The 13,411-nt window shown below is 61.7% G+C and carries 8 protein-coding genes; 1 reads left to right on the top strand and 7 read right to left on the bottom strand.

Going from position 1 to position 13,411, the window contains the following annotated elements:
* Positions 1-97: 97 nt before the first annotated feature.
* Positions 98-1,021 (bottom strand): LysR family transcriptional regulator, encoded by a 924-nt coding sequence (locus tag M2397_RS29245; RefSeq protein WP_131696856.1) that lies wholly within the window; start codon positions 1,019-1,021, stop codon positions 98-100.
* A gap of 172 nt (positions 1,022-1,193) precedes the next feature.
* On the opposite strand from M2397_RS29245, the gene M2397_RS29240 reads away from it, so the two are divergent.
* On the top strand, positions 1,194-2,420 hold the full coding sequence (locus M2397_RS29240) for an MFS transporter (protein WP_205885663.1): 1,227 nt from the start codon (positions 1,194-1,196) through the stop codon (positions 2,418-2,420).
* Positions 2,421-2,535: 115 nt separating this feature from the next.
* Here M2397_RS29240 and hemE read toward each other — a convergent pair whose 3' ends face one another.
* From hemE to aroK, 6 genes are all read right to left on the bottom strand, one after another.
* Complete coding sequence (gene hemE, locus M2397_RS29235; protein ID WP_131696858.1) at positions 2,536-3,603, bottom strand: uroporphyrinogen decarboxylase; 1,068 nt, start codon at positions 3,601-3,603, stop codon at positions 2,536-2,538.
* A gap of 242 nt (positions 3,604-3,845) precedes the next feature.
* The gene (locus tag M2397_RS29230; RefSeq protein WP_092489391.1) at positions 3,846-5,264 is read right to left on the bottom strand and encodes an FAD-dependent oxidoreductase; all 1,419 of its coding nucleotides are present in this window, start codon (positions 5,262-5,264) and stop codon (positions 3,846-3,848) included.
* Positions 5,265-5,296: 32 nt separating this feature from the next.
* Positions 5,297-9,742 carry a glutamate synthase large subunit gene (gltB, locus tag M2397_RS29225; RefSeq protein WP_145335923.1) on the bottom strand — a complete coding sequence of 1,482 codons (4,446 nt, stop codon included), beginning with the start codon at positions 9,740-9,742 and terminating at the stop codon, positions 5,297-5,299.
* Positions 9,743-10,093: 351 nt separating this feature from the next.
* A complete protein-coding gene (locus tag M2397_RS29220; protein ID WP_259244932.1) occupies positions 10,094-11,653 on the bottom strand; it encodes an SPOR domain-containing protein in 1,560 nt (519 codons plus the stop codon).
* A 10-nt stretch (positions 11,654-11,663) separates the two neighbouring features.
* Complete coding sequence (gene aroB, locus M2397_RS29215; RefSeq protein ID WP_122673881.1) at positions 11,664-12,764, bottom strand: 3-dehydroquinate synthase; 1,101 nt, start codon at positions 12,762-12,764, stop codon at positions 11,664-11,666.
* A 125-nt stretch (positions 12,765-12,889) separates the two neighbouring features.
* The gene (aroK, locus tag M2397_RS29210; RefSeq protein WP_003171222.1) at positions 12,890-13,408 is read right to left on the bottom strand and encodes a shikimate kinase AroK; all 519 of its coding nucleotides are present in this window, start codon (positions 13,406-13,408) and stop codon (positions 12,890-12,892) included.
* Between the last annotated feature and the right edge of the window lie 3 nt (positions 13,409-13,411).

Here is a 13,411-nt window from a genome sequence, read left to right as displayed (position 1 = left end):
CTGTGGCGAGCGGGCTTGTCGAATCGTCGCACCGCCCGCGTTGGGCTGCGTAGCAGCCCCATTAAGATCACCGCGTTTTTTCAGGCAGATCACAGCGTCAGATTTGGGGCTGCTGCGCAGCCCAACGCGGGGCAAGCCCGCTCGCCACCAACAACTCCACAAACGCCTTCGCCATCGGCGTTTGTGCGCCTTTGCGCTGCACCAGCCATACCGCCGTCACCGCCTCCTGATCCAGCAACGTGCGATAGACCACACCATCGATCCGTATCCGTTGATAGGACGCCGGCAACACCGACACGCCCAAGCCCGCCGCCACCAAACCGATAATGGTCATCGCCTCCCCCGCTTCCTGGGCGAAGTGCGGGCTGAAGCCGGCGTCACGACACAGACTGAGCAACTGCGCATAAAGACCACTGCCGTAAGTGCGCGGGAAAAATACGAATGGCTCTTGCGCCAGCTGCGCCAGGGGCAGCCCGCGCTCAGTGCCTTGCACCAATGGGTGGCCGGCATTCAGGACAGCGACCAGCGGTTCACGCATCAGCTCGATGACGGTCAATGAGTCCGGCAACGGCAGCGGCCGCATCAGCCCAACCTGAATCGACTCATCCACCAGCGATTCGGCCACTTCGGTGCTGCTCATTTCCTGCAGGTTCAGGTGCACGGCCGGGAAGGCCTGGCGAAACGCAAAGATCGCCTGCGGGATGCTGGAGTTGAACGGCGCCGACGAGGTGAAGCCGATCTTCAACTCGCCCAGTTCACCCAACTGTGCACGGCGGGCCACATCCGCCGCCTTGTCGACCTGGGCCAGTACCAGCCGCGCCTCGTGCAGGAACAGGCGCCCGGCCTCGCTCAGCTCGACCCGACGATTGGTACGCTCGAATAACCGAGCGCCCACCTCCTGCTCCAGCGCCTGGATCTGCTGGCTCAGCGGCGGTTGCGAGATGCCCAGCACCTGCGCGGCGCGGCCGAAGTGCAGCTCTTCGGCGACGGCGATGAAGTACCGCAGGTGACGCAATTCCATACCAGCCTCATTAGGTCGTAAAAGCTATCAAACAGGTCGAACAATATATTGGAAAGAATCATTAGCCAGCTATATTCTTTTTCACATTGCCGGTCCTGGCACGCCCTTCCTCCCCGAGGTCCCCGTGAAATCTGCTGTCGCTCCATACGCTCAAGAAGTCCCACCCACCGCACTGGATGAGGTAGTGGCGCAGCTCAACGACGCGTATATCGAAAAAGGCACGCCGATGTTCATGCGCACGGTGCTGGCATTGTTCTCAGGCGGTTTCGCCACGTTCGCCCTGCTGTATTGCGTGCAACCGATGATGCCGGCACTGTCCCACGAGTTCTCGATCAATGCGGCGCAGAGCAGTCTGATCCTGTCGGTGTCCACGGCGATGCTGGCGCTGGGTCTACTGATTACCGGGCCGATTTCCGACACCCTGGGGCGCAAGCCGGTGATGGTCGCCGCGTTGTTCTGCGCCGCGCTGGCGACCATTGCCAGTGGCTTGATGCCGTCCTGGGAAGGGATCCTGCTGATGCGTGCGCTGGTGGGCCTGTCCTTGAGCGGCCTGGCTGCCGTGGCGATGACTTACCTGAGCGAAGAGATCCACCCCCAGCACATCGGCCTGGCCATGGGCCTGTACATCGGCGGCAACGCCATCGGGGGCATGAGCGGGCGCCTGATCATCGGCGTACTGATCGACTTCGTCAGCTGGCACACCGCAATGCTGATCATCGGCGCCCTGGCGCTGATTGCCGCCACGGTGTTCTGGAAGATCCTCCCCGAATCGCGCAACTTCCGCGCCAGCAGCCTCAAGCCGCGCAGCCTGGTAGATGGCTTCGTCATGCACTTCAAGGACGCCGGCCTGCCGTGGCTGTTCCTTGAAGCCTTCCTGCTAATGGGCGCGTTCGTGACGATGTTCAACTACATCGGCTATCGCCTGCTGGCGGACCCGTACGATCTGAGCCAGGCCGTGGTGGGCCTGCTGTCACTGGTGTACCTCTCGGGCATCTACAGCTCGGCGAAAGTCGGCTCCCTGGCCGACCGCCTCGGCCGCCGCCGCGTGCTGTGGGCCACCATTGTGCTGATGCTCGCCGGCATGGCCCTGACTCTGTTCACCCCGCTGTGGCTGGTGGTGCCGGGCATGCTGATCTTCACCTTCGGCTTCTTTGGCGCCCACTCGGTGGCCAGCAGCTGGATCGGGCGCCGCGCAGTGAAAGCCAAGGGGCAGGCGTCGTCGCTGTATCTGTTTTGCTATTACGTGGGATCGAGCATCGCCGGCACCGCGGGCGGGTTCTTCTGGCACTTCGGTGGATGGAATGGCATCGGCGCTTTTATCGTGGCGCTGTTGATAGGTGCGTTGCTGGTGGCGTTGAAGCTGGCGAAGTTGCCACCGTTGGGGCGAACAGCAGCTTGAAGTACTGCTGGAAAAACCGCTTCACAGCGGTTTTTTCGCAACAGGCTTGCGCTTCATCCGTTGACCTCAAACAAAAACGCCCGGCATAAGCCGGGCGTTTTTTATTGGGCTGCAATTACTCGTGATACTGCGCCGACAACTCATGCACCGCACGCAGGAACGCGCCGGCATGCTCCGGGTTCACTTCCGGAGTGATGCCATGGCCGAGGTTGAACACGTGGCCGCTGCCTTTGCCGTAGCTGGCCAGGATGCGACCGACTTCGGTGCGGATCGCTTCCGGCTTTGCGTACAACACGGTCGGATCCATGTTGCCTTGCAGCGCGACCTTGTCACCGACACGACGACGGGCGTCGCCAATGTCACAGGTCCAGTCCAGGCCCAATGCATCTGCGCCAGCATCGGCGATGCTTTCCAGCCACAGGCCACCGCCCTTGGTGAACATGATGACCGGCACTTTACGGCCTTCGTGTTCACGGATCAGGCCGCTGACGATTTTGCGCATGTAGGCCAGGGAGAACTCCTGGTACGCCGCCGCCGACAGGTTGCCGCCCCAGGTATCGAAGATCTGTACGGCTTGCGCACCGGCCATGATCTGCCCGTTGAGGTAGGACGTGACCGACTGGGCCAGCTTGTCCAGCAACAGGTGCATGGCCTGCGGGTTGTCGTAGAGCATGGCCTTGGTCTTGCGGAAGTCTTTCGACGAGCCGCCTTCGACCATGTAGGTGGCCAGGGTCCATGGGCTGCCGGAGAAGCCGATCAGCGGCACGCGGCCGTTCAGCTCGCGGCGGATGGTGCTCACGGCGTCCATCACGTAGCCGAGGTCTTTGTGTGGATCGGGGATCGGCAGGGCTTCGATATCGGCCAGGGTGCTGACGACTTTCTTGAAACGCGGGCCTTCGCCGGTCTCGAAGTACAGGCCTTGCCCCATGGCGTCAGGGATGGTGAGGATGTCGGAGAAGAGGATGGCCGCGTCCAGTTGAGGGTAGCGGTCCAGTGGCTGCATCGTGACTTCGCAGGCGAACTCCGGGTTCATGCACAGGCTCATGAAGTCGCCGGCGTGGGCGCGACTGGCGCGGTATTCCGGCAGGTAGCGACCGGCTTGACGCATCATCCACACGGGGGTGACGTCCACGGGTTGCTTGAGCAGGGCACGAAGGAAACGGTCGTTCTTGAGGGCAGTCATGTCGGCATCCGCAAAAAAAGTGCGGGCATTTTCTCAGAGCGCGACGCAAAAGGCACGGCAAGAGCGGTGCCTTTTGTCTATCGGGTTGATTTACGACAATATCTTGAACCTTCGCAAATCAAATGTGGGAGGGGGCTTGCCCCCGATTGCAGTGTGTCAGTCTCAGAATCTGTCACTGAACCACCGCTATCGGGGGCAAGCCCCCTCCCACATTTTGAGCCCATTTCAACCTGGGATCAGGGTTAGACGTTCAGGTAGTCCAGGATCCCTTCGGCGGCATTGCGGCCTTCGAAGATCGCCGTCACCACCAGGTCAGACCCGCGCACCATGTCGCCACCGGCGAAGATTTTCGGGTTGCTGGTCTGGTGCTTGTACTGGCCTTGTTCCGGGGCCACGACACGGCCCTGGCTGTCGGTCTGGATCTCGAACTGCTCGAACCACGGCGCCGGGCTTGGACGGAAACCGAAGGCGATGACCACGGCGTCGGCCGGGATGATCTCTTCGGAGCCCGGGATCGGCTCGGGGCTGCGACGGCCACGGGCGTCCGGTTCGCCGAGACGGGTCTCGACCACCTTCACGCCTTCGACGCGGTCTTCGCCAACGATGGCGATCGGCTGGCGGTTGTAGAGGAACTTCACGCCTTCTTCCTTGGCGTTCTTCACCTCTTTGCGCGAACCGGGCATGTTGGCTTCGTCACGACGATACGCACAGGTCACCGACTTGGCGCCCTGGCGGATCGAGGTACGGTTGCAGTCCATCGCGGTGTCGCCACCGCCGAGTACTACGACCTTCTTGCCTTTCATGTCGACGAAATCTTCCGGCGACTTTTCAAAGCCCAGGTTGCGGTTGACGTTGGCAATCAGGAAATCCAGCGCGTCATATACGCCCGGCAGGTCTTCACCGGCAAAGCCACCCTTCATGTAGGTGTAGGTGCCCATGCCCATGAACACGGCATCGTATTCGGCGAGCAGTTGCTCCATGGTCACGTCTTTGCCGATTTCGGTGTTCAGGCGGAACTCGATGCCCATGCCGGTGAACACTTCACGACGGTTGCTCAGTACGGTTTTTTCCAGCTTGAACTCGGGGATGCCGAAGGTCAGCAGGCCGCCGATTTCCGGGTTCTTGTCGAACACCACCGGGGTCACGCCACCACGCACCAGCACGTCGGCACAGCCCAGGCCCGCCGGGCCCGCACCGATGATCGCCACACGCTTGCCGGTCGGCTTGACCTTGGACATGTCCGGACGCCAGCCCATGGCAAACGCGGTGTCGGTGATGTACTTCTCCACCGAACCGATGGTCACCGCGCCGAAGCCGTCGTTAAGGGTGCACGCGCCCTCGCACAGACGGTCCTGCGGACACACCCGGCCGCAGACTTCCGGCAGGGTGTTGGTCTGGTGCGACAGCTCGGCGGCGGCGAGGATGTTGCCCTCGGCCACCAGCTTGAGCCAGTTGGGAATGAAGTTGTGCACCGGGCACTTCCATTCGCAATACGGGTTACCGCAACCCAGGCAGCGGTGGGCCTGATCGGCCGAATGCTGGGGTTTGAAGGGCTCGTAGATTTCCACGAACTCTTTCTTGCGTTGACGCAACAGTTTCTTCTTCGGATCTTTGCGCCCGACATCGATGAACTGGAAGTCGTTATTCAGACGTTCAGCCATGTTAAAACCTCATCAAACTCTTCAGGCGCATATCACTGCGGGTTGGCACGGATGCTGGAAAGCAACGATTTCAGGTTGGCAGCCTTGGGCTTGACCAGCCAGAAACGACGCAGGTAATCATCGAGGTTTTCGGCGAGGTTACGACCCCATTCGCTGCCGGTCTCCTCGACGTACTCGTCCAGCACGTGCTGCAAGTGGTTCCGGTAGGACTCCATGGCTTCGCCGCTGATCCGCTGGATCTCGACCAACTCGTGGTTGACCCGGTCGACGAAGGTGTTGTCCTGGTCGAGCACGTAGGCGAAACCGCCGGTCATGCCCGAACCGAAGTTGTAACCGGTCTTGCCCAATACCGCGACAAAGCCCCCGGTCATGTACTCGCAGCAGTGATCGCCAGTGCCTTCCACCACGGTGTGGGCACCGGAGTTACGCACGGCGAAACGCTCACCGGCCGTACCCGCGGCGAACAGCTTGCCACCGGTGGCGCCGTACAAGCAGGTGTTACCGATGATGGCACTGTCCTGGGTCTTGTAGACGCTGCCCTTGGGCGGAACGATGACCAGCTTGCCGCCGGTCATGCCCTTGCCTACGTAGTCGTTGGCGTCGCCTTCCAGGTACATGTGCAGGCCGCCGGCGTTCCAGACGCCGAAGCTCTGGCCCGCAGTGCCTTTGAAGCGGAAGGTGATTGGCGCCTTCGCCATGCCCTGGTTGCCGTGCTTGCGTGCGATTTCGCCGGAGATGCGTGCGCCGATGGAACGGTCGCAGTTGCAGATATCCAGGGCGAATTCGCCACCGCTGGCGTCGTTGATCGAGGAACCGGCCATTTCGACCATTTTCTCGGCCAGCAGGCCTTTGTCGAACGGCGGGTTGCGATCCACCTGGCAGAATTGTGGTTTGTCTGCCGGGATGTGATCGCTGCCCAACAACGGCGTCAGGTCCAGGTGCTGTTGCTTGGCGGTCTGGCCTTCGAGGATGTCCAGCAGATCGGTGCGACCGATCAGCTCTTCCAACGAACGCACGCCCAGCTTGGCCAGCCACTCACGGGTTTCTTCGGCGACGTAGGTGAAGAAATTCACCACCATGTCGACGGTGCCGATGTAGTGATCCTTGCGCAGCTTCTCGTTCTGAGTCGCGACGCCGGTAGCGCAGTTGTTCAGGTGGCAGATGCGCAGGTATTTGCAGCCCAGGGCGATCATCGGCGCGGTGCCGAAACCGAAGCTCTCGGCGCCGAGGATGGCGGCCTTGATCACGTCGAGGCCGGTTTTCAGGCCGCCGTCGGTCTGCACCCGCACTTTGCCGCGCAGGTCGTTGCCGCGCAAAGTCTGGTGCGTTTCCGCCAGGCCCAGTTCCCACGGCGCGCCGGCGTACTTGATCGAGGTCAGCGGCGATGCGCCAGTGCCGCCGTCGTAACCGGAGATGGTGATCAGGTCGGCATAGGCCTTGGCCACGCCGGCGGCGATGGTGCCCACGCCCGCTTCTGCTACCAGTTTCACCGAGACCAGGGCCTGCGGGTTGACTTGTTTCAGGTCGAAAATCAGCTGCGACAAATCTTCAATCGAGTAGATGTCGTGGTGCGGCGGTGGCGAAATCAGGGTCACGCCGGGTACCGCATAACGCAGCTTGGCGATCAGGCCGTTGACCTTGCCGCCCGGCAGCTGGCCGCCCTCACCGGGCTTGGCGCCCTGGGCAACCTTGATCTGCAACACTTCGGCGTTGACCAGGTATTCCGGGGTCACGCCGAAACGGCCAGTGGCAACCTGCTTGATTTTCGAGCTCTTGATGGTGCCGTAGCGCGCCGGGTCTTCACCGCCTTCGCCGGAGTTGGAACGCGCACCCAGGCGGTTCATGGCTTCGGCCAGGGCTTCGTGGGCCTCAGGCGACAAGGCGCCCAGGGAAATACCGGCAGAGTCGAAGCGCTTGAGGATCGATTCCAGCGGTTCGATTTCGCTGATGGCCAACGGCGTGTCCAGGGTCTTCACCTTGAGCAGGTCACGGATCATCGACACCGGGCGGTTATCCACCAGCGCGGTGTATTCCTTGAACTTGGCGTAGTCGCCCTGCTGCACGGCGGCTTGCAGGGTGCTCACCACGTCCGGGTTGTAGGCGTGATATTCGCCACCGTGCACGAACTTGAGCAGGCCACCTTGCTGGATCGGCTTGCGCGCGCTCCAGGCTTCGGCGGCCAGGGCTTTCTGTTCGGCTTCGATGTCGACGAAACGCGCACCCTTGATGCGGCTCGGCACGCCACGGAAGCTCAGCTCGCAAACTTCTTCCGACAGGCCGATGGCTTCGAACAGCTGCGCGCCACGGTACGAGGTGACGGTGGAGATGCCCATCTTCGACAGGATCTTCAGCAGGCCTTTGGTGATGCCCTTGCGGTAGTTCTTGAACACCTCGTAGAGGTCGCCCAGTACTTCACCGGTACGGATCAGGTCACCCAGCACTTCATAGGCGAGGAACGGGTACACCGCCGAGGCGCCGAAGCCGATCAACACCGCAAAGTGGTGCGGGTCGCGGGCGGTGGCCGTTTCCACGAGGATGTTGGAATCGCAGCGCAGGCCTTTTTCGGTCAGGCGGTGATGCACCGCGCCGGTGGCCAGCGAAGCGTGGATCGGCAACTTGCCTGGAGCGATATGACGGTCGGTCAGCACGATCTGGGTACGACCGGCGCGCACGGCTTCTTCGGCCTGGTCGGCGACGTTGCGCACAGCGGCTTCAAGGCCGAGGCTCTCGTCGTAGTTCAGGTCGATGATCTGGCGGTCGAAACCCGGGCGCTCCAGGGTCATCAGCGAACGCCACTTGGCCGGAGACACGACCGGCGAGCTGAGGATCACGCGGGAGGCATGCTCAGGCGACTCCTGGAAGATGTTGCGCTCGGCACCGAGGCAGACTTCCAGGGACATCACGATGGCTTCGCGCAGCGGGTCGATCGGTGGGTTGGTCACCTGGGCGAACTGCTGGCGGAAATAGTCGTACGGCGTACGCACGCGCTGGGACAGCACGGCCATCGGCGTGTCGTCGCCCATGGAGCCGACGGCCTCGTAGCCTTGCTCGCCGAGCGGGCGCAGCACCTGGTCGCGCTCTTCGAACGTGACCTGGTACATCTTCATGTACTGCTTGAGTTGGTCGATGTCGTAGAAAGCCGAACCGTGGTCGTTGTCTTCCATGGTCGCCTGGATGCGCAGGGCGTTCTTGCGCAGCCATTGCTTGTACGGGTGACGGGACTTCAAGCGGTTGTCGATGGCGTCGGTGTCGAGGATCTGCCCGGTTTCGGTGTCCACGGCGAGGATCTGGCCAGGGCCTACACGGCCCTTGGCAATCACGTCTTCAGGCTTGTAGTCCCACACGCCGATTTCCGACGCCAGGGTAATGAAACCGTTGGTGGTGGTGACCCAACGTGCCGGGCGCAGACCGTTACGGTCGAGCAGGCACACCGCGTAGCGACCGTCGGTCATGACCACGCCGGCCGGGCCGTCCCACGGTTCCATATGCATCGAGTTGTACTCATAGAACGCCCGCAGATCGGGGTCCATGGTCTCGACGTTCTGCCACGCAGGCGGAATGATCATGCGCACGCCACGGAACAGGTCGATGCCGCCGGTGACCATCAGTTCGAGCATGTTGTCCATGCTGGAGGAGTCGGAACCCACGCGGTTGACCAACGGGCCGAGCTCTTCCAGGTCCATCAAATCGTTGGCGAACTTGGTGCGACGGGCCACGGCCCAGTTGCGGTTGCCGGTGATGGTGTTGATCTCGCCGTTGTGGGCGAGGAAGCGGAATGGCTGGGCCAGCGGCCATTTCGGCAAGGTGTTGGTGGAGAAGCGCTGGTGGAACACGCAAATGGCGGTTTGCAGGCGCTCATCGCTCAGGTCTGGATAGAAGGCGGTCAAGTCCGCCGGCATCATCAGGCCTTTATAAATGATGGTCTTGTGGGAAAAGCTGCAGATGTAGTGGTCGGCATCCGCCGCGTTGGACACGGACGAGCGACGACGGGACGTGAACAGCTTGATCGCCATGTCCTGGTCGCTCAGGCCGTCGCCTGCGATGAACACTTGTTCGATCTGCGGCAGGCGCTCCAGGGCCAGGCGGCCGAGCACGCTGGTGTCGATCGGCACTTTGCGCCAGCCGACCAGTTGCAGGCCGGCAGCGACGATCTCGCGGTTCATGTTCTCGCGAGCGGCTTCGGCTTTGACCGGGTCCTGGTTGAAAAACACCATGCCCACGGCGTACTGCTTGGGCAGGTCGACAGCGAAATGCTCTTTGGCGACTGCGCGCAGGAACTGGTCGGGCTTTTGAATCAGCAAGCCGCAACCGTCACCGGTCTTGCCGTCGGCGTTGATCCCACCGCGGTGGGTCATGCAGGTCAGGGCCTCGATGGCCGTTTGCAAAAGGGTATGACTGGGCTCGCCCTGCATATGGGCTATCAGGCCGAAACCGCAGTTATCCTTGAATTCATCGGGTTGGTACAGACCTGCTTTCATAGACACTTTCTCACCAGGCTGCCTCTTATATCGAGGCAAATTTCTTTTCAATTCAACCGGTTACCTTCCACGCCGAACGTACGCCGACTTAGCGGGGGCAAAAGGGAGGTCATTGTACACACCGACACAGACGCTCACAAATTTAGCGACGAAATGTCGCAAATCTATGTCGCATTTATGAAAGGTTTAAAGCGATATGCTGTGCTAGTCAAAACTTTTTTAATTCTGACCGCTACGACTCAAAAGCTACTGTAACGCAGACACCACAAAGCGCGCGGCCTGGAGGGGCTGCACGCCTTGCGATCTTTTTTGAGGTGCCGGGAGGGCGGCCTGGGTAAGGCCGCCGGATCTTCAGCGAGTTGCTGCCAGTTCTTGTTGAACGCTGGCGACAGTGCGAGGCCAAGGTTTACCAGCCTGAACCTTCGCTGGCAAGGCTTTGATGGCGGAATCAGCTGCGGCACGGCTCGGGAAGCTGCCGTAGGTGATCACGTAGAGAGGCTTGCCGTTGAGCACTTTCTTGAAATAACGGTATTCGCCGCCCTGCTCTTTCACGAACGCCTGAGCGTTGGCTTCGGAGCTGGTGCCGAGGATCTGCACGACGAAGTTGCCGGTGGGCTGGCTGCTGTACCAGCTGCTGCCGGCAGCGCCAGCCTTGGCAACGGTGGCGACTGGTTTTTCAGCCGGCTTGGCGGCTGGCGCTGGAGCCGGCTTGGCCACTGGCGCCGCAGGCTTGGCGGTGGCAACGGTCGGCGCCGGGGTCGGGGTCGGCTTGGCGGCTGGCGCAACAGGAGTTGCTGGCGTACCTGCGGGGACGCCGGCAGGTGGCGCAGTAGTCGTCACGGTCGGCGGTGTGGCACTGGAGCCTTCCACCGGCACGCCGTCGTCGCCTTCGGAGATACCACCGGCTTCTTCGGCGAGCGGGCCGCGCATCACTGGCTGGCCGACCATCGGCAGATTGGTCGGTTGACCGGAGTTCGCGAATTCAACGTTTGGCGTGGGCTTGCCCAGTGGCAACTGCGCCTGTTCGGTTGGCGCGCCCGCAGTGGTCGGTGCCTTGCTGCGACCCGGAATCAACCAGGCAGCGGCTACAGCGACCACGACAACGGCGGAAATTGCCAATACGTGCTTCTTAGGCATAGTGAACCCCATCTTTGGACGCTTGACCGCAGAGCGGCTGGCAATCATGGCTTCGATCATGGCATCGCGGGCGACCTGGTTGATGGTGCCAGGCCAGCCGTCGGAGCTTTCGTGAATATCAGAGATCTGCGCAGCGGAGAAAAGTTCGATGCCCTGCCCAGCGCCTTCCAGGCGCTGGGCCAGGTATTCGCGAGTTTCTTCCTCTTCGTACGGCTGCAGTTCGATGACGTGGAACAGCTCCTGATCACCGCTGATCTGCTCCAGATCGGCGATCAACGACGATTCACCGAACAGGAACACATGGGGGCGACCTTCCGGCGTGCCCGCCGCCAGCGCCAGCAGCGCTTCCAGGGCGGATTCGTCGAGCTGCTCGGCGTCATCCACCAGCAGGTAGACTTCCTGGCCGGTCAGACCCAGTTGCACCACCTGCTTGAGGATCGCATTCGGCTCGGCAGTGGCGACATCCAGCGCCTGGGCTACCTGGCGCAGCACGCCCGCCGCATCACCGGCACCACGGGCAGACACCACCACGCTCTGTACGGACTGTTTGTTGGTGCTGGCCACCAGGGCCTGGCGCAGCAAGGTCTTGCCGCTGCCCAGCGGGCCCGTGACGACCAGCAGCAGTTGGCTGTAGCGCGCGAGATGGTGCAGTTGCCCCAGCACCGGCTTGCGCTGGGCCGGGAAAAATTTGAAACCAGGCACCCGTGGAGCAAAAGGGTCGTGGCTTAACTGGTAATGGCCGAGGAACGCCTCGTCGGCATGCAAACTAGTCATCGGGATCTTATTAACCTTTCAGCTGAGCCAGGGCGCGGTAATCCGCTCCCAGCGTGGCCTGTAAAATCTCTTTCGGATAATCGTCGGTCACTACCGCTTCGCCCATATGGCGCAACAGCACCAGTCGCAGTCGACCGTCGATCACTTTCTTGTCTATTGCCATATGTTCGAGGAAGTCCGCCTCGGTCATCTCTTCCGGCGGGATAACCGGCAAACCGGCACGCTGGAACAGGCGGATACCGCGATCCCGCTCCTGGGCGCTGATCCAACCCAGACGTTGCGACATTTCCAACGCCATCACTGTGCCAGCCGCTACGGCCTCCCCATGCAACCACACACCATAGCCCATGTGCGTTTCGATCGCATGGCCGAAGGTGTGGCCCAGGTTCAAGGTGGCCCGTACACCGGACTCCCGTTCGTCGGCATTCACCACCAACGCCTTGGCGGCGCAGGAGCGGGAAATCGCCTCGGTGAGCGCCACCTGGTCGAGTGCGCGCAGGGCGTCCACATGCTCTTCCAGCCAGGTCAGGAAGGGTTCGTCGCAGATCAACCCGTACTTGATGACTTCCGCCAGCCCCGCCGAGAGTTCGCGCGGTGGCAAGGTGTTGAGGGTTGCGGTGTCGATCAGCACGGCCTGAGGCTGGTAGAACGCGCCGACCATGTTCTTGCCCAGCGGGTGGTTGATGCCGGTCTTGCCGCCCACCGACGAATCGACCTGGGACAACAGGGTGGTCGGCACCTGGATAAAGTCCACGCCGCGCTGGTAACAGGCCGCTGCAAAGCCGGCCATGTCGCCGATCACACCGCCGCCCAGAGCAATCACGGTGGTTCGGCGGTCATGGCGCGCGGTCAGCAGGCCATCAAAGATCAGTTGCAGGGTTTCCCAGTTCTTGTGGGCTTCGCCATCGGGCAATATCACGGATATCACTGAGTACGCCGCCAGGCTGCGGCTCAGACGCTCAAGATACAGTGGCGCGACCGTTTCATTGGAGATGATTGCCACTTGCCGCCCGGCAATATGCGGTGCCAGCAATTCAGGCTGGTCCAGCAGACCTTCGCCAATATGGATCGGGTAGCTGCGCTCGCCTAGATCGACCTTAAGTGTCTGCATGTGTCCCCGCGTTGAAGATGTATTGACGACCGGTAACGTCGATATCTGACGCCGCCTGATGGCTCTACGCCACACCCCGCAGGGTGATAGCGCGCCGCCGAGAATAGCGCATTTCGGGCCTGGCTTTAACGGGGTGGCAGCCGTTGCAGGCGCTCAAGAATATCGAGAACCACCATCCGAGGCGGCCGTTCATCGGTTTCCACCACCAGATCGGCGATTTCCCGATACAGCGGATCGCGCAGCGCGAGCAGGTCCCGCAAGGTTTTTTCCGGGTTCGCCGTGCGCAGCAAAGGACGATTGCGATCGCGGGCGGTACGACCCACCTGCTGCTCGACCGACGCATGCAGATAGACCACCCGACCACCGGCATGCAGCGCCCGCCGATTTTCATCGCGCATTACCGCACCGCCGCCAGTGGCCAATACCACGCCGTCACAGCCACACAGCTCGGCAATCATCGCCTGCTCGCGGTCGCGAAAGCCCAGCTCGCCTTCCTTATCGAAGATCCATGGGATATTGGCACCCGTGCGCAATTCAATTTCCTTGTCGGAATCTTTGAATGGCAGGCGCAGCTCTTTGGCCAGCAATCGGCCGATGGTGCTTTTTCCAGCCCCCATCGGTCCTACAAGAATCAAATTTCGCACAGA

It is taken from the genome of Pseudomonas sp. BIGb0381, from assembly GCF_024809815.1.
Lineage (GTDB): Bacteria > Pseudomonadota > Gammaproteobacteria > Pseudomonadales > Pseudomonadaceae > Aquipseudomonas.
The sequence above is the reverse complement of the archived record's forward strand: the minus strand, read 5'-3'. Positions and strand labels throughout refer to the sequence as shown.

Bases quoted from the DNA above. Each gene is read 5' to 3' on its own strand.
- aroB (WP_122673881.1), bottom strand. From the start codon at position 12,764: ATGCAGACACTTAAGGTCGATCTAGGCGAGCGCAGCTACCCGATCCAT.
- gltB (WP_145335923.1), bottom strand. From the start codon at position 9,742: ATGAAAGCAGGTCTGTACCAACCCGATGAATTCAAGGATAACTGCGGT.
- hemE (WP_131696858.1), bottom strand. From the start codon at position 3,603: ATGACTGCCCTCAAGAACGACCGTTTCCTTCGTGCCCTGCTCAAGCAA.
- M2397_RS29220 (WP_259244932.1), bottom strand. From the start codon at position 11,653: ATGACTAGTTTGCATGCCGACGAGGCGTTCCTCGGCCATTACCAGTTA.
- M2397_RS29230 (WP_092489391.1), bottom strand. From the start codon at position 5,264: ATGGCTGAACGTCTGAATAACGACTTCCAGTTCATCGATGTCGGGCGC.
- M2397_RS29245 (WP_131696856.1), bottom strand. From the start codon at position 1,021: ATGGAATTGCGTCACCTGCGGTACTTCATCGCCGTCGCCGAAGAGCTG.